Origin of the sequence: Streptomyces sp. NPDC032161 (assembly GCF_040636995.1) — a bacterium.
Classification (GTDB): domain Bacteria; phylum Actinomycetota; class Actinomycetes; order Streptomycetales; family Streptomycetaceae; genus Streptomyces.
Map to the genome: position 1 here is coordinate 16,580 of NZ_JBEZVN010000027.1, position 23,178 is coordinate 39,757.

General features: G+C 74.1%; 15 protein-coding genes. 6 read left to right on the top strand and 9 right to left on the bottom strand.

Annotation, left to right across the window (positions count from 1 at the left end):
- Positions 1-63: 63 nt before the first annotated feature.
- From AB0E67_RS28770 to AB0E67_RS28795, 6 genes are all read right to left on the bottom strand, one after another.
- Positions 64-4,812: a hypothetical protein gene (locus AB0E67_RS28770; RefSeq protein WP_362031954.1), complete on the bottom strand. Its 4,749-nt coding sequence runs from the start codon at positions 4,810-4,812 to the stop codon at positions 64-66.
- A gap of 126 nt (positions 4,813-4,938) precedes the next feature.
- Entirely contained in the window at positions 4,939-5,865 is a 927-nt protein-coding gene (locus AB0E67_RS28775) for a hypothetical protein (protein ID WP_362031956.1), read from the bottom strand.
- 283 nt (positions 5,866-6,148) lie between these two features.
- Positions 6,149-7,675 (bottom strand): hypothetical protein, encoded by a 1,527-nt coding sequence (locus AB0E67_RS28780; RefSeq protein ID WP_362031957.1) that lies wholly within the window; start codon positions 7,673-7,675, stop codon positions 6,149-6,151.
- Between the two features lie 84 nt (positions 7,676-7,759).
- Entirely contained in the window at positions 7,760-11,455 is a 3,696-nt protein-coding gene (locus AB0E67_RS28785; RefSeq protein ID WP_362031958.1) for a hydantoinase B/oxoprolinase family protein, read from the bottom strand.
- 130 nt (positions 11,456-11,585) lie between these two features.
- Complete coding sequence (locus tag AB0E67_RS28790; RefSeq protein ID WP_362031960.1) at positions 11,586-13,004, bottom strand: HEAT repeat domain-containing protein; 1,419 nt, start codon at positions 13,002-13,004, stop codon at positions 11,586-11,588.
- Between the two features lie 218 nt (positions 13,005-13,222).
- Positions 13,223-13,615, bottom strand: a complete 393-nt coding sequence (locus AB0E67_RS28795) for an ankyrin repeat domain-containing protein (protein ID WP_073790270.1) — start codon at positions 13,613-13,615, stop codon at positions 13,223-13,225.
- Positions 13,616-14,061: 446 nt separating this feature from the next.
- On the opposite strand from AB0E67_RS28795, the gene AB0E67_RS28800 reads away from it, so the two are divergent.
- Both AB0E67_RS28800 and AB0E67_RS28805 read left to right on the top strand, forming a co-directional pair.
- Complete coding sequence (locus AB0E67_RS28800; protein ID WP_362031962.1) at positions 14,062-14,256, top strand: hypothetical protein; 195 nt, start codon at positions 14,062-14,064, stop codon at positions 14,254-14,256.
- A gap of 44 nt (positions 14,257-14,300) precedes the next feature.
- Positions 14,301-15,962 (top strand): hypothetical protein, encoded by a 1,662-nt coding sequence (locus tag AB0E67_RS28805; RefSeq protein WP_362031964.1) that lies wholly within the window; start codon positions 14,301-14,303, stop codon positions 15,960-15,962.
- 115 nt (positions 15,963-16,077) lie between these two features.
- Here AB0E67_RS28805 and AB0E67_RS28810 read toward each other — a convergent pair whose 3' ends face one another.
- Positions 16,078-17,577: a PLP-dependent aminotransferase family protein gene (locus tag AB0E67_RS28810; protein ID WP_362031966.1), complete on the bottom strand. Its 1,500-nt coding sequence runs from the start codon at positions 17,575-17,577 to the stop codon at positions 16,078-16,080.
- 101 nt (positions 17,578-17,678) lie between these two features.
- On the opposite strand from AB0E67_RS28810, the gene AB0E67_RS28815 reads away from it, so the two are divergent.
- The 4 genes from AB0E67_RS28815 to AB0E67_RS28830 all read left to right on the top strand — a co-directional run bounded on the left by AB0E67_RS28815 (position 17,679) and on the right by AB0E67_RS28830 (position 21,342).
- Positions 17,679-18,509 carry a hypothetical protein gene (locus AB0E67_RS28815; protein ID WP_362031968.1) on the top strand — a complete coding sequence of 277 codons (831 nt, stop codon included), beginning with the start codon at positions 17,679-17,681 and terminating at the stop codon, positions 18,507-18,509.
- Entirely contained in the window at positions 18,506-19,270 is a 765-nt protein-coding gene (locus tag AB0E67_RS28820; protein ID WP_362031970.1) for a glycerophosphodiester phosphodiesterase, read from the top strand. Before AB0E67_RS28815 ends, AB0E67_RS28820 begins: the two co-directional genes overlap by 4 nt.
- 79 nt (positions 19,271-19,349) lie before the next feature.
- A complete protein-coding gene (locus tag AB0E67_RS28825; protein WP_362032022.1) occupies positions 19,350-20,702 on the top strand; it encodes an MFS transporter in 1,353 nt (450 codons plus the stop codon).
- Between the two features lie 265 nt (positions 20,703-20,967).
- A complete protein-coding gene (locus AB0E67_RS28830) occupies positions 20,968-21,342 on the top strand; it encodes an RNA polymerase-binding protein RbpA (RefSeq protein ID WP_007262928.1) in 375 nt (124 codons plus the stop codon).
- A 156-nt stretch (positions 21,343-21,498) separates the two neighbouring features.
- On the opposite strand, the gene fxsA is transcribed toward AB0E67_RS28830, so the two are convergent.
- Together fxsA and AB0E67_RS28840 are read right to left on the bottom strand one after the other, a co-directional pair.
- Complete coding sequence (gene fxsA / locus AB0E67_RS28835; RefSeq protein ID WP_362031972.1) at positions 21,499-22,095, bottom strand: FxsA family membrane protein; 597 nt, start codon at positions 22,093-22,095, stop codon at positions 21,499-21,501.
- Between the two features lie 98 nt (positions 22,096-22,193).
- Positions 22,194-22,961 (bottom strand): polyprenol monophosphomannose synthase, encoded by a 768-nt coding sequence (locus tag AB0E67_RS28840; protein WP_362031974.1) that lies wholly within the window; start codon positions 22,959-22,961, stop codon positions 22,194-22,196.
- Positions 22,962-23,178 lie beyond the last annotated feature (217 nt).

Sequence of the window (23,178 nt, forward strand, 5' to 3'; positions counted from 1 at the left end):
GGGGCCGTACGGCCCGTCCGGTCCGCCGGGCCGTACGGCCCCGTGGACCGGGACGCCGGGCGTCTACGCGCCGGACGGGGCCGAGGCCGCGGACCGGGCGGTGTCGGCCGGTGTCGTGGCGGTGCTGCGCCTGAACATGCGGGTGGCCGTGATCTCGCCGTGCACCGTCTCCCCGTTCGGGTCCTGCTGCGGCAGCCCCGGGCGCAGGTGCTCCTCCACGCTGATGTACTTCAGTCCCGCCCGCAGGTCCGCGTCGTTGCGCAACCGGATGACCAGCGGGAACTCGGCGAGCGCCGTGGTGTCGAACAACCCGGTGGTGTAGAGCAGCTGCACACCGAGCGCGTCGGAGACCGCGCGCTGGAGCTCCAGCAGATACGTGGCGTTGGCGCGGCCGATGGGATTGTCCAGGAACAGCGTGCCGGCGTGCCGGTGCTGGATCCGGTCCTGGCCCCGGTCGTTGCTGCGCAGGGCGGCCATCGTGCAGTACAGCGCGATGGCGGCGGTGAGCAGCTGCCCGCCGGAGAACACGTCGCCCATCTGCCCGACCGGGACCCGTTCGGCCCGCAGCACCGCGTCCGGCTTGAGGATCTCCACGGCGACGCCCCTGGGCTCCAGCGCCGCCTGCACCCCGCGCAGCAGGAGGGACATGCCGTCCCTGCGCAGGTCGGAGTTCTTCCTGAGCGCGGCGCGGGTGGCCTCGTCGACGACCTCGCCGAGCCGTTCGGTGAGGGTCGCCTGGTCGGGTTCCTCGAAACGGATCCGGAGGAACTCCTGGCCCGACCACTCCCCCAGCCCCTCGGGGAGCCGGGAGAGGCGCTGGGCGGAACGGAGCGTGGTCAGCGAGGACTCCACGAGTCCGCGCAGCCGGTCCACGATGGAGTCGCGGTTGCGCTCCAGCTGGGTCAGCTCGTCGGTGAGGACACGGAGCCTCGGGGCGAAAGCGGCGGCCCACTTCTCCGCGTGCTCGGGCAGCGCCGCGGCCGGCAGCTCCCGGATCTGCTGACGGGCCGGGGTGCGGACCTGCTCGTACCGGGTCGAGTTGGCGTGCCGGACGAGGATGTCGCTCGCCTCCCGGACCGCGCTCTCGGCGGCCGACAGGTCGGCGGCGCAGCCGCGCAGCGCTCGGCGTGCCTCGGTGGCCGACGTCCGTGCCTCGTCGAGCCCGCCGGGGTACGGCTCGGGGGCCTCGGGGTCGTCCTCCCCGCCGTGGTCCCGCAGCAGGTCGCGCAGGAGCGCCGCGGTCTCGTCGAAGCCGCCCGCCGACTCCTCGGCGATGCGGTGTGCGTGCAGCAGTTCGGCGTGGGCGGCGCGGGCGGTGTCCAGCGTGGCGGTGGCGGACGCCAGTTCGGCCGTGGCGATGCGCAGGAGGATCTGGGCCTGATCGGCGTCGGTGGGGACCAGTTCGGGGGAGAGTTCGGTGTGGTGGGGCTCGCCGTCGGCCGGGGCCAGGCGCTCGGCCTCGCCGCGCAGTCGGCCGAGCTGCTCGCTCGCGGCGGAGGCCCGGCTCTCCAGGGTCTGGACCAGGGATTCGGCGCGGGCGGCGGCGGCCTGCCGGGACGGGCCGTCGGCGCCGTCGGTGCCTTCGAGCAGCTGGGCGGCCCGGGTGCGGACCTTGTTGGTGAGCCGGTCGAGCTCGGCGAGGGCGGCGCTCTCGTCGCCCTCCGCGCGGGCCTGTTCGGCGCGCAGGTCGGCCCCGACACCCACCTTCTCGTACAGCTGCGACGCGGCCCGGTACGCCTCCCGCAGCGCGGGGAGGGCGGGGCGCGGGGCGTCGTCCTCCGGTTCCGGGAGGTGCTCGGGGGCGCCCGCGATCTCGGCGCGCTCGGCACGCAGCGCGCGGGCCGTGCGCCGGGCGTCGTCGGCGGCGCGCTGGGCGGCCCTGCGGTCCTCGTCGGCGGCGCGGGCCCGTTCCAGGCAGACCGTGGCGCGGGCCTCCGACTCGGCGGCCTCGTCGGTGAGTTCGCGCAGCTTCGTCTGCCAGGCGGCGCGTTCGCGGAGCCGGTGCGCGAGTCCCGCGAGGGCGTCGGCGGCGCGGCGGGCGCGCTGGGCGGCCTCCTGGCGTTCGTCGCGCACGCGGGCGGTGTCCGCGGCGGCCTCGTCCGCCTCGGCGCGCACGGTGCGGGCCTCGGCGAGCCCGGCCTCCGCGGTCTCGGCGGCGGTGCGGGCGGTTTCCGCGGCCTCGGCGAGCTCGGCGAGCATGCCGGGCGGGCAGTCGGCGCGCCAGGAGCCGATGCGGGCGGCGAGGGAGCGGTCGGCGGCGAGACGGGCGGCGAGGAAGCGGATGTCCTCGTCCCGGGCGGCGGCCCTGGCCCTGAGGGCCTGCCGTTCCTCGTCGGCCGCGTGTTCGTCGTGCATCGCCGGGTTCGGCGGGACGAGGAACACGCCTTCGGTGTCCGCGGTCGAGCCGGGGGCGGGGACCGGGGCGAGCAGCGCGGCGGCGGTGCCCACGGCGACGGCGGAGCGAGGCAGCAGGGCGGCGGCGCTCAGGACCTCGCGGGCGCGGGCGTGCGAGTCGGGGTCGGTGATGACGACGCCGTCGACGAGTTCGGGCCGGGCGGCGAGCACGGACGCGTGGTCGGCGGGGTCGACGGCCTGGGCGAGGTAGCGCCAGCCGGGCAGGGCCGGGATGCCGTGCTCGCCGAGGTACTCGACGGTGGCCAGGACGTCGGGGCCGGGCGGCAGCAGTCCGCCGTCGCCGAGCGCACCGAGGATCCGGGCGTCGTCGGCGGCGGCGGTGCGCAGGTCGAAGAGGCGCCGCTCGGCGGAGGCGATGGACTGGTCGAGCAGTTCCCGCAACTGGTCGGCGCCGCCGTCGAACTCCCCGACGGTGAGGGGCTGTTCTTGATCGGCGGACCGGTCGGTGCCGTGCGGCCCGCGGGCCGTGCGCTCCGCCGGGCCCGCTTGGCCGTTGTCCGGCCCGTCTCCGTCCGTGCCCCGCCGGGGACCGGGGACGCCGGTGTCCCGCACGGCGGGCAGGCCCAGCAGTTCCGCCAGGCGGGGGGACGCGGCGATGGACTCGGCGGCCCTGCGCTCGGCCTCGTAGGACTGTTCCGCGGCGCGCGCGGCGTCGGCGGCGCGCGCCGCGGCCAGTTCGGCGCGGCTCTCGGCCGCCGCGGCCTCCCTGGCCCGTTCGGACGCCGAGCGGGCGGCTTCCCTGGCCGTGTCCCAGGCGGCGACGGCGGACTTCTCGGCGTCGCTGGCGGCGAGGGCGGCGCGCGCGGGGTCGGCGTCCGGCGCGGTGTCGTCGAGCCAGCCCGCCCGTACCGCCTCGGCCGTCTCCTGCTCGACCTCGGCGAGGCGCTGGCGCAGGTGTCCGGATTCGCTGCGGGCCCGCTGGGCCTCGGTCGCGGCGATGGTGGCGTCGCGGTGGGCGGTCTCGCCCGCGGCCTGGAGGGCGTCCGAGCGGGCCTCCTCCTCGTTGGCCAGCGACTCTCCCGCCTCGGCCGCGGTGTGCAGGGCCCGTACGAGATCGGCGGCGGCCCGGGCGCGGGCGGCGAGCGCCGGTGCGGCGTCCCGCTCGGCCTCACGGATGGCCGCGGCGACGCGGGCCGAGCGGTCGGCGGCGGCGCGGTGGCGCAGGACGGCCTCGGCGGCCTGCCAGGCGGAGTGCAGGGTGCGGGCGTCGCCGAGTTCGCGGCGCTGGGCGGCCGCGCCCTTCTCCGCCGCGGTCAGCGCCAGGGAGGCGTGCCGGTAGGCCAGTTCGGCGGCGATGAGGGCGCTGCGGCCGCGGGACTCCTCGGCGGTGGTGACGGCGTGGGCGGCGGAGGTCACCTGCTGGGCCAGTTCGGCGGTGCGGCCGCGTTCCTCTCCGGCGCGGGCGGAGAGCCTGCGGGCGAGCGTGCGGGTGCGGCGTTCGGCGCCCGCGTGGATGTCGCGGGCGCGGGCGCGGGACTCGGTGGCCTCCACGATCCGTCCGAGCAGATCGACCGAGCCCGCCGTGAAGTCGCGCTCGGCGGTCAGCTCGGCCCGGCGGCCGAGCTTGTTGCCGAAGCCGCTCACCAGGTCGGCGAGGCCGTCCGTGTCCCGGGTGTCGGTGACGGCCCGCAGCAGCAGGTCGGTGAAGTCGGAGTCCTTCTTGACGGCGAAGAGTCCCGCCGCCTCGCCCTCGTCGGCGTTCATCTCGCGCTGGTAGCGGAAGAGTTCGGGGTCCAGGCCGAGTTCCCCGAGGTGTTCGTTCCACCGGTCGTGGATCTCCTCCCAGTGCACGTCGAGGTGCTGGTAGAACTTGCCCGCCTCCGTCAGGGCGTCGCGGAAGCCCTTCATCGTGCGCCGCCGGCCCTTCGCGCCGGAGGCGCCCTCGGCGGGGCGGTGCACGGTGGTGGATTCGGCGACCGGCAGGGAGTCCAGGCTGAGGCCGGGTCCGGGGTGGAAGGAGTACCAGGCCTCGGCGAACTTCCGCGGGTCGTTGGAGACCTGGCGCCCGCGCCACTCGCTGACCTTGCCGACCACCACGCATTCGCCGGTGAGGGTGTGCTGCCATTCGAGGGCGACATGGCCACAGTCGTCGGCGAGCAGGAACTTGCGCAGTACACCGGAGCTGGCGCCGCCGAGGGTGTTGCGGTGGCCGGGCAGCATCACCGAGAAGATCAGCTTCAGCAGCACCGACTTGCCGCCGCCGTTCTCCAGGAACAGCACCCCGGCGGGGGCGGGTCGGCGCGGCGGGCCGACCGGCTCCTCCTCGAAGAACTCCGCCTGGGCCGGGGCGGGGTCGGGCACGGGATCGCCCACTCCGCGCAGGTCGAGCACGGTGTCGGCGTAGCGCGCGCCGGCCGGCCCGATGGAGTAGAGGCGGACCCGGGACAGCTCGTACATTTCGGCGGACTCTCGTCGTTCAGGGAGCGGGAGGGGTTATCGGGAGAAAACGGGGTTTCGGGGAACGGGTGGGGACGTCCGGCGGCGGCAGGGCCGACGGTGCGTGCCGGTGGCGGCGTGTGCCGGTCAGGCGTGGAAGGGCAGTCCGGCGTCGGCGGCCAGCTCCAGGCCGTCCCCCTCGGGCGGCGGCAGCAGCGTCGCCGTTCCGTCGGTGACCGGTACGACGCCGAGTTCCAGGAGCTCGGCCATGGCGGCGCCGCCGGCCATGTCGCGGACCTGGAGCTGGTAGCGGGCGGTGGTGCGGAAGGCGCCCCCGGCGTCGTCGCCCGTGCGCTGGAGGAATCCGGAATCGGTGAGGAAGGCGACCGCCTTGCCGACGATGCCGGTCGTGGAGCCGGCCAGTCTCCGGGCGTCCTTGGTGGCTCCGGTGGCGCTGCGCCGGGCGTAGATCCGCCAGGCCGCCTCCAGTCCGGGGGCGTCGGTGGCCGGGTCGGTGTTGTCGCCGTGCTCCTCGGCGCGTTCCTCCAGGCGGCGGCACGCCTGGCGGACGAACGCGTCGACGCCGTTGACGGTGATCCGGCCGATGTACGCGTCGTCGGCGAGGTCCTCGGGCCGGGGGAAGGCCATCGCCGCGACGGCGAGGTGGGCGAGCCCGTGCAGGAAGCGGTCGGCGGAGTCGGACGAGGCGCGGCGGGCGTAGTCGCCCATGCGGACGGCGAAGACGGAGTCCTCACCGGCGGTGACGGCCATTCCGGCGCGCGGGGACACCTCCAGCACGACGAGGCCGAGGCCGGTCGCGACGGCGTCGGCGAGGCGGGCGAAGCCGGGCTCCTCCCGGTAGCGGCGGAGGAGGTCGGCGTAGGCGAGGTCGCGGGCGGGCAGCAGCTTGGGCTGGAGGCCGAAGGCGACGAGCCGGGCCGCGTCGGCCGCGTCGGCCGGGGTGAGGGAGGCGGGCGCGGGGGTGGCCGGTGCGGCCGGGGCCGTGCTCTCGGCGGCGTACGCGGCGGTCGGCTCGGTCCACGCGTCGGCGTGCTGTGCGTGGTGGTCGCTCACGACGGTCGCTCCTCGTTGCGGTGACTCTGGTGACTCTTCGGTACGGGTCGGTCGGTGCGAGGATTCGCGGCGTCCGCCCCGGGCGGTGCGGTCCGTGTGCCCGGATCCCGTCGGGCCGGCGGGCGGGTCGCGTCCGCTGCGGTCGGTACCGCGCCCGGCGCGGGGTGCACGGCCGGGGCGGACGCCTCTCCCCGGGGCCGGGCGGCGTCGGGGCGGCGGGGTCCGCGGCCGGTGCGCCCGGGGCGGGCCGTCGCCGTTCCCACCGGTGCGCAGGGGGCGCCGGTCATGACGCCTCCGAGCGGTCCGCGGCCATTCCGGCCGCGTCGAGGAGGGCCGTGCCCACTATCAGGTCCGCGCCGCCGAACTCCTGGTCGTCCAGCGGTGTGCCGTCGTCGACGGAGAACAACAGGCGCTCCTCGCCCTGCCGGTAGGCGGTGCCGACGGGCGGGCTCGCGGCGTGCACCGCGAGCAGGGCGACCAGGTAGGGCAGATCGGGGTCGCGGCGCCGGGCCTCCGCGAGGAGACCGGACAGCCGGCGCGGCGCGTCGTGCTCCAGGTCGAGCAGTTCCATGGCGCTCGCGAGCTGTTCCTCGCTGAACCTGCTGTCGTCCGGGGTGGCGATCAGGTCGGGTTCCGGCATCTCGGCACCCAGGTGCTCCCGCTCCTGGGGCGGGGTGAGCAGCATCCCGACGAGGTCGTCCACCCGGACCGCCACGGGTGTGCGCAGCCCGGTGCCGTGGGCGAAGAACGCGTCCGTGACCCTGATGGCCTGTTCGACGGGGAGCGGCAGCAGCGGCGCGACCAGCTGGCCGTACAGATCGAGGCCGGTGCGGACGGCGGGTGTGGCGAACGCCTGCCGGTCCTGCTCGGCACGGAACAGCGGCCCGGCCTCCAGGAGGCGGGACTGGAGCTGGGTGTGACGGCGGATGCAGTCCTTGACTATGTCGACGAGTTCGGCCGCGCGGCGCTTGTGCTCGGGGTCCTCGGCCTCGTCGCGCGCGCGGCGGATGTTGGTGAGGATCGCGTTCTCGTGGCGGTAGCGGTCGGCGACGTGGTCGAGCGCCTCGGCGATCATGTCCGGGACGGCGTTGAGCCAGTCGACCGCGCGGACGTTGCGCCGGGTCGCCTCCAGCGTCTTGCGGAGGGTCTCCGCGTACTGCACGGTGCGGTAGCGGGCCTGTTCGGCGGCGAGCTGGGCATCGGCGAGACGGCCCCGGCTGATGAGGACCTCCAGCTTCACCTCGGCGGCGATCTGGGCGCTGGTGACGTCCGTGTCGAGCGCTCCGACCAGGACGTTGACCGCTTCGTCCGTGGTGCGGAGGTAGACGGTGCCGCCATGCCCGGGAACCTCCTCGATGAGTTTGAAGTCGTAGTCGCGGCGGACGTACAGGCCGTCGGCCCCGAACGTGCCGTACACGGCGCGGAATCCGCGGTCGACGCTGCCGACGTTGATCAGGTTCTCCAGCACCCAGCGGGCGACCCGCTCGTGCTCGGCGACCGGGCGGTCGGGGGCCTGGGCGGCGACGCGGGGAAGGAGCCTGGCCACTATCTGGTCGTGGTCGGCGCCCGTGTCGAAGTCCATGTTGAGGGTGACGAGGTCGATCGCGGCGAGCGCGATCTCCGCCATCGCGTAGACCGTGTACTCGCCGGCCAGATTCGCCTTGCGCGCGTCCAGGTCGTGCAGCGGCGCCGTGCAGGCGAGTGCGCGCAGCCGCCGCGCGAGCCCCTCGTCGGCGGCCGGACCCGGGGCGGGCCGCGGCCCCGCGCCGGGGCGGGACGCGGCGTTGTCCGTGTTGGCAGGCGAAGTCACGGTGCACAGATTAGGTCCTCGCACTGACAACGGTCGAAACGACGCAGACGCGCCCCGTCTCCCGCGCGGCGGACGCCGGTGGTGTCAGGGCCGGTCCCGGGGCGGCCCGTCGCCGCGCCGGTCGCGGTCCTCGGGGCGGGTGCGGCCCGCGGGAGCGCCGGGACGCGGTTCCGGCGTGCCGTACCCGCCGCCGCCCGGCGTACGGATCACCAGGACGTCCCCGCTTTCCAGCTCCGCCGTGTCGCAGCCGCGCAGCGGGGTGACCGTCCGGCCGTCCGCGCGCTCGACGTGCTGTTCGCCCAGGGCGCCCGGTTCGCCGCCGGCCATGCCGTACGGCGGGACCCTGCGGTGCCCGGACAGCAGGGCCACGGTGACGGGTTCGAGGAAGCGGATGCGCCGTTCCACGCCGTTGCCGCCGTGCCGGCGTCCTCGGCCCCCGCTGCCGTCCCGCACCCGGAAGTCCTCCAGCAGCACGGGGTAGCGCCATTCGAGGATCTCGGGGTCGGTGAGGCGTGAGTTGGTCATGTGGGTCTGGACGGCGTCGGCACCGTCGAAGTCCTCACCGGCGCCGGAGCCGCTGGCCACGGTCTCGTAGTACTGCACGCGTTCATTGCCGAAGGTGAGGTTGTTCATGGTGCCCGAGCCCTCGGCCTGGACGCCGAGGGCGGCGTACAGGGCGCCGGTGACGGCCTGGGAGGTCTCCACGTTCCCCGCGACGGTGGCCGCCGGGTGGACGGGGGCCAGCATGGACCCCTCCGGGATCCTGACCTCCAGGGGTTCGAGGCAGCCGCTGTTGAGCGGGATGTCGTCGGCGACCAGGGTCCTGAAGACGTACAGGACGGCGGCCATGACCACGGATCTCGGGGCGTTGAAGTTCCCCGGCTGCTGGGGCGAGGTGCCGGTGAAGTCGACGACGGCGCTGCGGGTGGTCCGGTCCACGGTGAGGGCGACCTCGATGACCGCCCCGTTGTCGGTCTCGTACCGGTAGTGGCCGTCGCGCAGTCCGGCGATGATCCGGCGGACGGACTCCTCGGCGTTGTCCTTCACGTGCCGCATGTACGCGGCGACGGTCTCGGGCCCGAACCGGTCGACCATGCGCCGCAGTTCCGCGATGCCCTTCTCGTTCGCGGCGATCTGGGCGCGGAGGTCGGCGAGGTTGGTGTCCGGGTCGCGGGAGGGGTGGGCGGCGGTGGTGAGCAGTTCGCGCGTCTCCGTCTCGCGGAACCGGCCGTCGCGCACCAGCAGCCAGTTGTCGAACAGCACGCCCTCCTCGTCGACCGTGCGGCTGAAGGCGGGCATGGAGCCGGGCGTGATGCCGCCGATCTCGGCGTGGTGGCCGCGCGAGGCGACCAGGAAGCGGGGTTCGGGGCCGTCGGTCCCGGTCTCGTCGAACACGGGCGTCACCACGGTCACGTCGGGCAGATGCGTGCCGCCGTGGTACGGGTCGTTGATGGCGTACACGTCGCCGGGCCGCATCGTGTCCGTGTTGCGGCGCAGCACCTCCTTGATGGACTCCCCCATGGAGCCGAGGTGGACGGGGATGTGCGGGGCGTTGGCGATCAGGTCGCCGTCCGCGTCGAAGAGCGCGCAGGAGAAGTCGAGCCGTTCCTTGATGTTGACGGAGTGGGCGGTGTTCTCCAGGCGCACGCCCATCTGTTCGGCGATGGACATGAAGAGGTTGTTGAAGATCTCCAGCATCACTGGGTCGACTCGGGTCCCGACGGCCGTGCGCTCCGGGCGCGGGCGTGCCCGGGTCAGCAGCAGATGGCCGGTACCGGCGAGGACGGCCCGCCAGCCGGGGTCGACGACGGTGGTGGCGTCCGCCTCGGCGATGACGGCGGGGCCGGTGACGGTGTCGCCGGTGCGCAGGTCCTCGCGCCGGTGGAGCGGGGTGTCCTGCCACCGGCCCTCGGCGAACATCCGCACGGTGTCGTACGGCTGCGGCGGCTCTCCCGGGCGGGCGGCGCGACCGGCCGGGCGGGGGCGGTGCCTACCGGACGTTCCGGTCGCCTCGACCGACACCGCCTCGACGACGAGGGGCTTGTCCATGGTGAATCCGTAGCGTGCGCGGTGCCGGGCGGTGAACGCCCCGGTCATGGCGGGGACGTCGCCCAGATCGACGGGCAGGCTCGCGTCCGTGCCGGCGTAGCGCAGGAGTACCCGGGCGCGGGTGCCGATCGCGTCGTCGGGGATGCCGTCGGCGCGCAGTTCGGCGCGGGTGCGCCGGGCGAGGGCGTCGCAGAGCGCGCCGGCCTCGGTGCGGGTTCCCTCGTCGAGTTCCGCCTCGACGGACTGTTCGCGCATCGCGGTGGCGTCGGCGAGGCCGATGCCGTACGCCGACAGCACCCCGGCCAGCGGCGGTACGAGGACCGTGTCGACGCCCAGGGCGTCGGCGACGGCGCAGACGTGCTGGCCCCCGGCGCCGCCGAACCCGGTCAGGGCGTAGCGGGTGATGTCGTGGCCGCGCTCCACGGAGATCTTCTTGACCGCGTTCGCCATGTTGAGCACGGCGATCTCCAGGTACCCGGCGGCGACCTCGGCGGCCGTGGGCCGCGTCGAGGTGGCGTGCGCCACCTCCTCGGCGAGCGCCTCGAAGCGGCCGCGGACGAGGTCCGCGTCGAGCGGGAGGTCGCCGTCGGGTCCGAAGACGGCCGGGAAGTGCGCGGGCTGGATCCGGCCGAGCATCACGTTGGCGTCGGTGACGGTCAGCGGCCCGCCGCGCCGGTAGCAGGCGGGGCCGGGGGCGGCGCCCGCCGAATCGGGGCCGACGCGTTGGCGCCGGCCGTCGAAGTGCAGGATCGAGCCGCCGCCGGCCGCGACGGTGTGGATGTTCATCATGGGGGCGCGCATGCGCACTCCGGCGACCCGGGTGCCGAGTTCGCGTTCGAACTCGCCGGCGTAGTGCGACACGTCGGTGGAGGTGCCGCCCATGTCGAAGCCGATGACCCGTTCGTGTCCGGCCTGTTCGGAGGTACGGGCCATGCCGACCACGCCACCGGCGGGTCCGGAGAGCACCGCGTCCTTCCCCCGGAAGTGGGAGGCCTCCCGCAGCCCGCCGTTGGACTGCATGAACATCAGCCGGATGCCGGGGAGTTCGGCGGCGATGCCGTCGACGTAGCGGCGCAGCACGGGTGAGAGGTAGGCGTCGACGACGGTGGTGTCGCCGCGCGGCACGAGCTTGATCAGCGGGCTCACCTCGTGCGAGCAGCTGACCTGGGTGAAGCCCGCGGCGCGGGCCTCGGCGGCCACGGCGTTCTCGTGTTCGGGGTGGCGGTAGCCGTGCATCAGGACGACGGCCGCGCTGCGCAGTCCGTCGGCGCGGGCGGCGCGCAGCCGCTCGGCCACCGCGGCCCGGTCCAGCGGTGTCACGACCCGGCCGCGGGCGTCGATCCGTTCGGGGACCTCGATCACCCGGTCGTACACGGCCTCGGGCAGCAGGATGCGGCGGTCGAAGAGCCGGGGGCGGTTCTGGTACGCGATGCGCAGGGCGTCCCGGAAACCGCGCGTGATGACGAGGACGGTCGGCTCGCCGCGCCGCTCCAGCAGGGCGTTGGTGGCGACCGTGGTGCCCATCCGGACCGTGCCGACCCGGTCGGCGGGGACCGGGTCGGTGGGGCCGAGGCCCAGGATCGCCCGGATGCCGGCCACGGCGGCGTCGCGGTAGCGGTCCGGGTCGTGGGAGAGCAGTTTGCGGGTGACGAGGCGCCCGTCGGGGTCGCGGGCCACGACGTCGGTGAACGTTCCGCCACGGTCGATCCAGAAGTCCCAGCGTCCGGTCATTCCCCCATACTGGCGCGCGGCGCGGGCGGCGGACAGGGCGGCGCGGCGGGCCGTGCGCGGCGCCCGTACCGAGGAACCCGCCCCGCGCGGTGCGGAGGGTGCTCGGTACGGGCGGTGGCGGCCGTCCGGGTCAGGCCGTGGGGGTGTCGGGGCCGATCCTGCTGCGTACCGCCGTCTGCACCTCGGCCTCCTCGGCCGGGTCGGCGGCGAGCCTGCGCAGCCGCTCGGCGACCCTGAGGTCGCCGGTCTCGGCATGCAGCGCGGCGAGTTCGCGGGTGGTCTCCTCGCAGTCCCACAGGCATTCGACGGCGAATCCGGTGGCGAAGGAGGGGTCGGTGGCGGCCAGGGCGCGGGCCGCCCGGCCGCGCAGGTGCGAGGAGGACGTCTCGCGGTAGACGTGGCGCAGTACGGGTGCGGCACAGGCGATGCCCAGTCGGCCGACGCCGTCGACGAGGGTCCACAGGCGCGGGGCGTCCGGGCCCTCGCCCCGGACCGCTTCCCGGAGCGCGCCGAGGACCAGGGGGGCGTCCTGCGCCCCGCCACGGCAGGCGAGGACTCCGGCCGCGGACGCGCCCAGGGCGTCCGGTCGGCGGGCCCAGCGCCTGGCGCGTTCCACGGCCGCGCCGCCGCACATCCGCTCGAAGGCGGCGACGGCCGCGTCGGCGACGGTGCGCGAGGGGTCGTCGGCGGCACGTGCGATCAGGTCGAGGGCGGCCGGGTCGGCGGCCTCGGCCAGGTAGTGCAGGGCGGCGCAGCGGGCGGCCTCCGGGCCGTCTGCTGCGGCGTCGAGGATCGTGGGGCGGTCCTCCGGTCCGGCGACGGCGGTGAGGCAGCGGGCGGCCGGGACGTGCAGTGAGCTGCCGCGTTCGAATCCTTGCTGGGCCCAGTCGAGGACGGCGCGGACGCTCCAGCCGGGGCGTGGTCCGCCGGGCCGCAGCTGGCGCTGCCAGCGGTCGAAGGAGCCCCGTTCGGAGGCGGCCCTGATTCTGGCACCGATCTCGTCGCGCGGGTCGTCGGCCCACAGCCGCCAGGGACGCGGTTCGAAGGCGTCGCGTACGGCGGCGGCCAGCTCGGCGTCGCCCTCCTCGGTGGCCGGGAAGCGGCCGAGCACGGGTTCGGCCAGGGCGCGGAGCCCCGCGTCGTCGTCGCGCAGCGCGAGCTCGTCGAGCGCCCAGGCCCAGTTGGCGCCGGTCGCGGCGTAGCGCCGGAGCAGGGCCAGGGCGTCGTCGCGTCCGTACGAGGCGAGGTGGCCGAGCACGGCGAGGGCCAGCCCGGTGCGCGCGTCGTCGGTGTCGAGGTGGTCCTCGGGGTCGCACAGGTGCCGCTCGATCTCCTCGACGCCGCCGTCGAGGTCGAGGTACAGACGTGCGTAGTACAGGGAGCGGTTCTCCACCTGCCAGTCGTGGCGGGGGTCGCTCAGGACGCAGTGGTTGAGAGCCGCCAGGGCCTCGGGGCGCGGTGCGGCGAGCGCGTGGAGTGTGCCGTCGCCGCGGCCTCTCTGCAGCAGGCCGAGCAGAGTGCCGCTCGGCGCTATGAACGGATCAAACATGGGAGGGCCTCACATCAAGCTGTCGACGCAACCGGGACTGTGCAGTTCCAAGTGCCTGATGGGGCACTACGCCGCGCAGCAACATGATCGTCCGACCGCCGTCTTCCGCTTGGTGTAGAGCATCTTCCTCTGCCTCTCGTCGTCGGCCCTGAGCGGGCCCGCGACGTCATGATGACCCAGCCATTTCGCCACCGCGACCACATTTACGGCGTACCCCGTCAGCGGGTGCCGAAGAGTTCCAGCAGGTCGGACTTGCCGAACATGCGTGCGGTGTCCACGGCGGAGGGGGTCCCGGCGGCCGGATCGGCCCCTGCCGCGAGCAGCGCCTCGATCACCTCGTTCTCGCCCTTGAAGACGGCTCCCGCGAGCGGCGTCTGGCCGCGGTCGTTGGCCCGGTCCGGGTCGGCGCCGCGCCGGACGAGGGCGGTGACCGCGGCGGCGTGCCCGTGGTAGGCGGCCAGCATCAGCAGCGAATCGCCCCGGTCGTTGGTGAGGTCGGCGGGCACACCCGCGTCGACGTAGGCGGCGAGGGTGTCCGTCTCGCCCCGGCGGGCCAGGTCGAACACCTTCGTCGCCAGCTCGATCACCTCGGGATCGGGGGTTTCGCTCATCGTTCGGACCGCCTTCCATGAACCGCTTGCACCGCTGTTGACCTGCTGTGGCGTGCGCCGGGGGCGCACGAGTGAACCGACAGAGTACTGCCCGTGCGGGCGGATGGCCCGGCCCGTGCGCGAGGGTGTGATCCCGCCCCCGCACATACCCCGGATCACGTGGGCCACACGGGCCCCTCCCTCGCACCCACGACCCCGCCCGGACGGGCGGCGCGCGGTGCCGGGCCCCCGGGCGGCGGGCGGGTGCCGACGACGCCCGGTGACCGTGTCCCTGCGATCCCGGCGATCCCGGATCCCGGCCACGGCCGCCCCGGCCACACCCCAGGGGCGACCATTCGGGTGAAAATACTGACTTTTCACCCGAATGCGACTTTCATCGCATAGATACTTCCGGTGAATCTGGAAGGACTCATGGTGACCGTCCCACCCGAACCAGGAGAGCTCCCATGGTCCTGTCCATGTCAGGCGTCGTCATTCTCGGCATCATCGTCTTCCTCTTCTTCAGGAAGGACGGCCTCAAGGCGTCGCACGCCCTCGTCACCGCCCTGTTCGGCTTCTATCTGGCGGGCACCGCCATCGCACCGAGCATCACCGCGGGGGGCGCGAGCCTCGCCAGCCTCCTGGGCGGGATCAAGTTCTGACCCTCCGCGACCGCTTCCACCCCCCTCAGGCTCAGGAGACCGACGTGGCCCGGCGACCACTCCCCCGCATCCTCAGCAGCGGCAGCGTCTCGCTCACCCGCGGCCGCGAGTTCGCGCGCACGGCCACCGACAACGCCACGGACGTCCTCCAGCCGCTGATCACGGTCACCCGTGGTCTGCGGCTGCTGGTCGGCGCCGCCCGGCGCAGATGGGCCTCGACGCCCAAGGACAAGCGCGGTCCCGTGCTGTTCACCGTCGCGGTCTGCGTGTTCGGGCTCGCGGTCCTCCCGTACGGATCCGTCATCGCCCTGGTCTCGGTGATGGGCGCCGCCGCCTGGGCGGGGCGGGAGCGGACACCCGTGCGGACCGGGCCGGACGAGACGGAGACGGCACGGCTGCGTTCCCTGTACGAGGCGCTCGTGCCGTACTTCTCCGTGGCCGACGACCCCGCCCCTCTCTACGCGCACGGCGGCGACTGGCAGAAGGTCCTGGGGGACCACGCGTTCGACGGCGACGGCCGTCCGACACGGCTGCGGATCTCCTACCCCGCCTACTTCACCGACGGCGAGGCCGCCGCCCGCGCCCGGATCGAGGAACTGCTGCACGCCAAGTCGGGACGCGGACGCGAGTACCGCTTCGACTGGGACGAGGAGGGCAACCAGCTCGTGATGAGCGTGCTCGACGCCCTGCCCACCACGATCGGCGCCCAGAGGTTCGTCACCGCGCCCGGCGAGACGGTGCTGGGGTTCACCGACGGCGACGCGGTCCCACGCACGGTCCCCGTGACGGACGGGGACACCACCAGGGACGCGCCCCCGGTCGTCTGGCGGACCGGCGCCCGTTCCACCGAACCGCACCTGCTCGTCGTCGGGCAGCCCGGCAGCGGCGTCACGACCCTGCTGCGCTCCGTCGCGCTCCAGGCGCTCCAGCACGGCGACGTCCTGGTCGTCGAGGGCAACGGGACGGGCGAGTACGCCTGCCTGGCCGGACGCGACGGCGTGCTGGCCGTGGAGTGCGGCCCGGCGGGCGCCCTGACGACCCTGGAGTGGGCGGCCAACGAGACCGAGCGGCGGCTGATCACCGCGAACCGCGCCCGACAGGCCGGCCACCCCGTGCCCGACGACGTCCGGCGTCCGCTCTGGATCCTGCTGGACCGGCCGGGCGTCCTCGGCCATCTGGCGGCCACCGACGGCCGGCCCGATCCCCGGGACCTGCTCCAGTTGCCGCTGCGGCACGGCAGGGCGGCCAACGTCACGGTGGTCCTGGCCGACCAGCTCGACGACCTGGACGGCCTCGGCGAGAACGTACGGACCCACACCCGGGCCCGCGTCGTGCTCGGCCGCTGCTCCCGCGAGCAGATCGCGTCGGTGCTGGGCGCGGAGCCGCACACCACCCCGGCACCGGACGTCCCGCCCGGCCGGGGGTACGCGCGCCTGGGCACCGGCCCGGTGCTGCGCCTCCAGGTCCCGGCCACGCCCGATCCGTACGACGAGGCGACCGGCGAGAGCCAGCGGCAGGCGGTCCTCGGACTGCTGCCCGCCCTGCGGGAGGCGGCCGAACCCGCCGGGGCGGCCGTCGCCGAGCCCGCCGGTACGGCCGTCCCGATCGACACGGCCCCGCCCGTCGCAGCGGCCGTCCCGGACCCGGCGGCACCATCCGGCCCGACCGCCGCCCTGGCCGGCGACGGCGCGAAGGCACGTGGCTGAGCGGCGCCGTCCCGTGGGCCGACGGGCGGTGACGACGGGCCCGCCCGCCCTGGGCCGCCCCCTGCCCCGGCACCCCGACGCCGCGCACGACGGGCGCCCGGGGCCGCCCCGGCCCTCAGGCCACGAACGTCCGCGGCGACTCGGTCTCCCCGGCCGCCCCCGAGCCCACCAGGCGCGCCGCCGCCGCCAGCCGCACCGCCGCCTCGTCCGCGACCGGACCCGACACCGTGAACGGCAACCGCACATACCCCTCGAAGGCACCGTCGACCCCGAACCGGGGCCCGGACGGCACGCGCACCCCGACCCTCTCCCCGGCCACCGCCAGCCGGGAGCCGGAGAGCCCTCCGGTGCGCACCCAAAGGGTCAGCCCGCCGCCCGGCACCGAGAACTCCCAGTCGGGCAGCTCCCGGCGGACCGCGGCGACCAGCGAGTCCCGGTTCTCCCTTGCCTGTTCGCGCCGCAGCCCCACCGCCTGCTCCCAGCCGCCCGTGCGCATCAGCCAGTTGACGGCCAGCTGCTCCAGGACGGGGGTGCCCATGTCCGCGTAGGCACGGGCGGCCACCAGGCTGCGGATCACGTCCGGTGCGGCGCGCACCCAGCCGATCCGCATGCCGGCCCAGAACGCCTTGCTCGCCGATCCGACGGTGAGCACGGTGGAGCCCGCCGGATCGAAGGCGCACACCCGGCGCGGCATCCGTACGCCCGGGTCGAGGTACAGCTCGTTCATGGTCTCGTCGACGACCAGGACCGTGCCGGCGGAACGGGCGGCGTCCACCAGGGCGCGGCGCCGGTCCTCGTCGGCCAGCGCGCCGGTGGGATTGTGGAAGTCGGCGACGACGTAGGCGAGGCGCGGCGCCGCCTCGCGCAGCACCTGTCGCCAACGGTTCATGTCCCAGCCCCCGAGCCCCTCCTCCATCGCCACCGGTACCAGCCGGGCACCCGCCTCCCGCATCAGTTGCAGGATGTTGGCGTAGCTCGGGGACTCCACCGCGATCCGTTCCCCGCGCCCCGCGAAGAGATGGCAGATGGCGTCGATCGCGCCCATCGCCCCGGTGGTGACCATGATCTGCTCGGGCATGGTCGGGATGCCGAGACCGGTGTAGCGGTCGGCGATCATCTGCCGCAGCGCGGGCAGGCCCGCCGGGTAGTCGCCGTGGGTGTGGGCGTACGGCGGCAGCTCCTCCAGGGCGCCCTGGACCGCGCGGGTCAGCCACGGCTCGGGGGCGGGCAGCGAGGCGCAGCCGAGGTCGATCATCGAGCCGAGCGATTCCGGGGGCAGCGGTTCCAGCCCACGGGCGGGCAGCGGGTTGCCGGCCGGCACGGCGGTCCAGCTGCCGGCCCCGCGACGGGATTCCAGGAACCCCTCGGCGCGCAACGCCTCGTACGCGGCGGCGACGGTGGTCCGGCTGACGGACAGCGCGAGCGCCAGTTCGCGTTCGGCGGGGAGCCGGGCGGCCACCGGCACCCGGCCCTCCAGCACGAGCAGCCGCACCCCGTCGGCCAGCGCGCGGTAGGCGGGCGGCTTGCGCGCGCCCGGCCCGGAGGGCCGGGTGTGCTGGGCCTGGAGCTGCCGGGCGAGCTGCGCCGCACCGACCGCCGAAGTCCATTGCGCCATGGAAATCAGTCCACCTTCCTCGGATTGGCCATAGTTGGTGGCCGAACCCCTGCCACAGAGTGACATGCGGCAATCCACTTCCACCACTCCAGGGGGCACCCTTGTCCGTCACCTCCGTCCCTCGCAGGGCGCGCCTCGCCCGAAGGCTGGTCCAGCTCTACGTCGGTCTCGCGCTGTACGGGGCGAGTTCGGCGCTCCTGGTCCGCGCCGGTCTCGGTCTCGAACCGTGGGGGGTTCTGCACCAGGGGCTCTCGGAGCGCAGCGGGCTCTCCATCGGAGTCGTGTCGATCGTCGTCGGCGCCGTCGTGCTGCTGCTGTGGATCCCGATCAGGCAGCGCCCCGGTCTCGGCACCGTCTCCAACGTCTTCGTCGTCGGCATCGCCATGGACGGCACGCTCGCGCTCGTGCCCGCCGTGCACGGCGTCGCGGCCCGGATCGCGCTGATGGCCGCGGGGGTGGTGCTCAACGGGGTCGCGACCGGCCTGTACATAGCGGCGCGGTTCGGCCCGGGTCCGCGGGACGGGCTCATGACCGGTCTGCACCGGTGCACCGGTCGCTCGATCCGACTCGTCCGCACCCTGATCGAGGTGGCGGTGGTGGTGACCGGTTTCGCGCTGGGCGGCTCCCTCGGTGCCGGCACCGTCGTCTACGCCCTCGCCATCGGCCCGCTGGCCCAGTTCTTCCTCCGCCTCTTCGCGGTCGGCGGGGAGCCGACCCACGAGGGCGCGTCCGGGAGCGGGCCCGCGGCCGGGGCCGACGGGCCGGCGGGCGAGGACGAAAGGACGGTCGGGGACGGACCGAGGGGCGGGGAGGCGTCGGTGCCCGGGGAGGCGTCGGTGCCCGCCCGCGGCCGGTCCGTCGCGTCCGGCTCGCTCTCCCGCGGCACCCGTGTCACCGGCCGGACACCGGGACGGGCCATACTGCCGCGGTGACCTCCGTACGCCATCCCTACCTGGACCACCCCACGACGATCCCCTTCGCCCACCGGGGCGGCGCCGCCGACGGGATCGAGAACACCACGGCCGCGTTCCGCCGCGCCGCCGACGCCGGGTACCGCTACTTCGAGACCGATGTGCACACCACGGCGGACGGCCGGCTGGTCGCCTTCCACGACACGACCCTGGACCGGGTCACGGACGGCCGGGGCCGGATAGCCGGGCTGCCGTGGAGCGAGGTGCGGCGGGCCAGGGTGGCCGGGCGCGAGCCGCTGCCGCTGTTCGAGGAGCTTCTGGAGACGTTTCCGCAGGCGCGCTGGAACGTCGACATCAAGGCCGGATCCGCGCTGGTCCCGCTGGTCGAGCTGATCCGCCGGACGAACTCCTGGGACCGGGTGTGCGTGGGCTCGTTCTCCGAGGCCAGGGTGGCCCGGGCCCACCGCCTCGCGGGTCCCCGGCTGGCCACGTCCTACGGCGTGCGCGGGGTGCTGGGCCTGCGGCTGCGCTCCCTCGGCATCCCGGCGGCGCTGCGTTCCGGCGCGGTGTGCGCGCAGGTGCCGGAGAGCCAGAACGGGATCAGGGTCGTCGACCGGCGCTTCGTGCGCGAGGCCCACGCCCGCGGGCTCCAGGTGCACGTGTGGACGGTGAACGAGCCCGAGCGGATGGCCGCGCTCCTCGATCTCGGCGTGGATGGCATCATGACCGATCACATCGAGACGCTGCGCACGGTGCTGAGCGACCGCGGGGCCTGGGCCTGACGCCGCTCGTGCGCGCGGCTCACGGGGAGAGACGAGGGGGAACGGCTTGAGCGCCGAAGCCACGGACACCACCGGGCCGGTGGAACGCTCGTCGGGGCGCGACGACGCCGCGGACCGCATACGCGAACAACGCGGCTGGTATTTCTACGACTTCGCCTGCTCCGTCTATTCGACGAGCGTCCTGACGGTGTTCCTCGGCCCGTACCTGACGTCGGTGGCGAAGGCGGCGGCCGACACCGACGGTTTCGTGCACCCGCTCGGCATACCGGTGCGCGCCGGATCGCTCTTCGCCTACGCGGTCTCGGTGTCCGTCGTGGTCGCGGTGATCGCGATGCCGGTCGCGGGCGCCGCGGCGGACCGCACGGGCCGCAAGAAGCCGCTGCTCGCGGCCGCCGCCTACGTGGGGGCCGCCGCCACGACCGGCATGTTCTTCCTGGAGGGCCACCGCTATCTGCTGGGCGCGTTCCTGCTCATCGTGGCGAACGCGGCGTTCTCGGTGTCGATGGTCCTCTACAACGCCTATCTGCCGCAGATCTCCGAACCGGACGAACGGGACGCGGTCTCCTCGCGCGGCTGGGCGTTCGGCTACACCTCGGGGGCGTTCGTCCTGGTCCTCGACCTGGTGCTGTACACGGCCCACGACTCGTTCGGGCTCTCCGAGGGGGACGCGGTACGGATCTGCCTCGCGTCGGCCGGCGTCTGGTGGGGCGTCTTCACCCTGGTTCCGCTGCGGCGGCTGCGCGACCGCCGGACGCCCCGGAGCGCCGCCGGACCGGGCGCGGGCGCGGCGGGCCCGGGGTGGCGGCAACTGGTCGCGACGCTGCGCGACATGCGCCGCCATCCGCTGACGCTCTCCTTCCTGCTGGCGTACCTGGTCTACAACGACGGCGTGCAGACGGTGATCTCCCAGGCATCGGTGTACGGCTCCGAGGAGCTGGGGCTCGACCAGACGACGCTGATCACGGCCGTGCTGCTGGTCCAGGTGCTCGCGGTGGCGGGGGCACTGGGGATGGGCCGGCTGGCACGGCGTTACGGCGCGAAGCGCACGATCCTCGGCTCGCTCGTCGTCTGGACCCTGATCCTTCTCGCGGGCTACGTCCTGCCCGCGGACGCGCCGCTCTTCTTCTACGTGCTGGCCTCGGCGATCGGCATGGTGCTCGGCGGCAGCCAGGCGCTGTCGCGCTCCCTGTTCTCGCATCTGGTGCCGGAGGGCAAGGAGGCCGAGTACTTCTCCGCGTACGAGATGAGCGACCGCGGACTGAGCTGGTTGGGGCCGCTGGTGTTCGGTCTTGCATATCAGCTGACCGGAAGCTATCGAGATGCGATCATGTCACTGGTGATCTTTTTCGTGATCGGTTCCGTACTGCTCGCGAGGGTGCCGATTCGCCGGGCCGTGGCGGCTGCGGGGAACCCTGTCCCGGAACGGATTTAGACGTTGAAGTGAAAGGCCGGTAGTGTACGCCTTTGGCCTGCCCGGAGGACCGTTACTGCGAGTGGAAGAAGCAAAACCGTTGGGTGACAACTTCCGCCAGATGTGACAAACCGGGCATTGGCGGGTACCCCAACCCTGAAGAAGCAGCGGCACGACGGGCGACGCATGACCGGCAACGGGAATCTTTACCGCCGACCGGACGTTGACCGGATGACGACGACAGCGACACCTGTCCTGTGGGCGACAAGCCCGGGAGGCACGATTCATGAGTGAGCGAGCTCTCCGCGGCACGCGACTCGTGGTTACCAGCTACGAGACGGACCGCGGCATCGATCTGGCCCCGCGCCAGGCGGTGGAGTACGCATGCCAGAACGGACATCGATTCGAGATGCCCTTCTCGGTAGAGGCGGAGATTCCGCCGGAGTGGGAGTGCAAGGCGTGCGGCGCCATGGCGCTCCTGGTGGACGGGGATGGCCCCGAGGAGAAGAAGGGCAAGCCCGCGCGCACGCACTGGGACATGCTCATGGAGCGGCGCACGCGCGAGGAGCTGGAAGAGGTGCTGGCCGAGAGGCTGGCGGTTCTGCGCTCCGGAGCCATGAACATCGCCGTGCACCCGCGGGACAGCCGGAAGTCCGCCTGACCGCAGGGCACCGCAGTACGACAGAGCCGCGGGCCGTGGCACACCCGGTGTGTGCACCACGGCCCGCGGCTCTGTCGCGTCCGGACACGGGCACGGCCGCGCACGGCCGTCCGTGAACGGGCCGGGCCGGCGGAACCGGCGCCGGCCCGTACGGGATCAGGGGGTCAGCGGCGGCCGGGGGCCGTCGTCGGTGCGGGAGCCCGGCTGCGGCGCGTCGTGGCGGACGACCTCACCCTGCACGATCTTTCCGTCCGGCCGGTGAATGCGGGCCTGCTGGAAGGCGTCGGAGATGCTGCCGGGGGATGCGGTGCGCATCCGGCGCTCCAGCGAGCGCTCGGCGTATCGCCCGAGCATCGAGCGGACCCGCGGCACCAGCAGCAGGAGCCCCGCCACGTCGGAGACCGGCCCCGGGACCATCAGCAGCAGTCCGCCGAGCATCAGGAAGCCGTTGCCCCCGCCGCCCGCGGGGGCCGTCTGCCCGGTGGTGTCGGCGCCGGGCTGCCCCGGCATCCGCTGGAGGGTCTCGGTGAGATTGCGGAAGGCCCGGCGGCCGGCCCGCTTCACCACCGCCGCCCCGAGGACGATCCCGGCCACCAGGAGCAGCAGCACGGTGAACCCGCCGGCCGCGTCGGCCACGACGGTGAGCAGCCAGATCTCCAGCACCGCCCAGGCGGCGACGGCGAGCGGGACGAAGGTGCGGGCGCGTGAACGCCTCGGTGCGGTCGGGGGCGGTGTGCCTGTACCGGTCGTCATGGTCCCCAGTGTGCCCGTACGCGCGTCCGAACGGCGTAGGGGGGTGAGCCTCGGCCGGTCGCCGGGGTGGGGCGGCCGGATCCGGCCGCCGCCCCGGCTCAGACGGCCTTGCGGCCCAGGGCCCGGTTCGTGCGGGTGGTGACCCCCCAGGAGGTGACCCGCCACAGCGCCTCGACGAGGATGTCGCGGCTCATCTTGGAGTCGCCGATCTCCCGGTCCACGAACGTGATCGGGACCTCGACGACGTGGTACCCGGCCTCGACGGCGCGACGGGCCAGGTCGACCTGGAAGCAGTAGCCCTGGGAGGCGACCCGGTCCAGGCCGATGCCCTTCAGGGTCTCGGTACGGAAGGCCCGGTAGCCGCCCGTGACGTCCCTGGTCCGCAGTCCGAGGAGGATCCGGGAGTAGGTGCTGCCGCCGCGCGAGATCATCTCGCGGGACTTCGGCCAGTTGACCACACGGCCACCCGGCACCCAGCGGGAGCCGAGCACCAGGTCGGCGCCCTTGAGCGCGGTGAGCAGCCGGGGCAGCTCCTCGGGCTGGTGGGAACCGTCGGCGTCCATCTCCACGAGCACGCCGTAGCCGCGCTCCATGCCCCAGCGGAAGCCCGCGAGATAGGCGGCGCCCAGCCCTTCCTTGCCCTCGCGGTGCAGCACCCGGACCTGCTCGTCCTCGGAGGCGATCTCGTCGGCGACCTTGCCGGTGCCGTCGGGGCTGTTGTCGTCGGCGACCAGGATGTCGGCCTCCGGCACGGCGGCGCGCACCCGGCTGACGATCGGCTTGATGTTCTCGGCCTCGTTGTAGGTCGGAATGATCACCAAGGTTCTGCCGAGCGGGCCGTATCGTCTCTGACCGCCGTCGTTCACTTACTGCCCCTTCAGTCCGTACGCAGATGCACACCATATCCAGCGTCCGGGGGCCGTACGCCGCCACGGTCGGGCACCCGCGGGGGACAGAAGCGGGGAAGTGCGGACAGAAAAGCACGGACGGGACCAGGAGATGGGCGCGACCGCACGAGGAGACTACGGATGGGGGCCCGGCGCCCTTCGGGCCGGCCTGGGACCCGCTGGCTGCGGGTCGACC

Bases quoted from the DNA above. Each gene is read 5' to 3' on its own strand.
- AB0E67_RS28770 (WP_362031954.1), bottom strand. From the start codon at position 4,812: ATGTACGAGCTGTCCCGGGTCCGCCTCTACTCCATCGGGCCGGCCGGC.
- AB0E67_RS28785 (WP_362031958.1), bottom strand. From the start codon at position 11,455: ATGACCGGACGCTGGGACTTCTGGATCGACCGTGGCGGAACGTTCACC.
- AB0E67_RS28790 (WP_362031960.1), bottom strand. From the start codon at position 13,004: ATGTTTGATCCGTTCATAGCGCCGAGCGGCACTCTGCTCGGCCTGCTG.
- AB0E67_RS28795 (WP_073790270.1), bottom strand. From the start codon at position 13,615: ATGAGCGAAACCCCCGATCCCGAGGTGATCGAGCTGGCGACGAAGGTG.
- AB0E67_RS28800 (WP_362031962.1), top strand. From the start codon at position 14,062: ATGGTCCTGTCCATGTCAGGCGTCGTCATTCTCGGCATCATCGTCTTC.
- AB0E67_RS28810 (WP_362031966.1), bottom strand. From the start codon at position 17,577: ATGGCGCAATGGACTTCGGCGGTCGGTGCGGCGCAGCTCGCCCGGCAG.
- AB0E67_RS28830 (WP_007262928.1), top strand. From the start codon at position 20,968: ATGAGTGAGCGAGCTCTCCGCGGCACGCGACTCGTGGTTACCAGCTAC.
- fxsA (WP_362031972.1), bottom strand. From the start codon at position 22,095: ATGACGACCGGTACAGGCACACCGCCCCCGACCGCACCGAGGCGTTCA.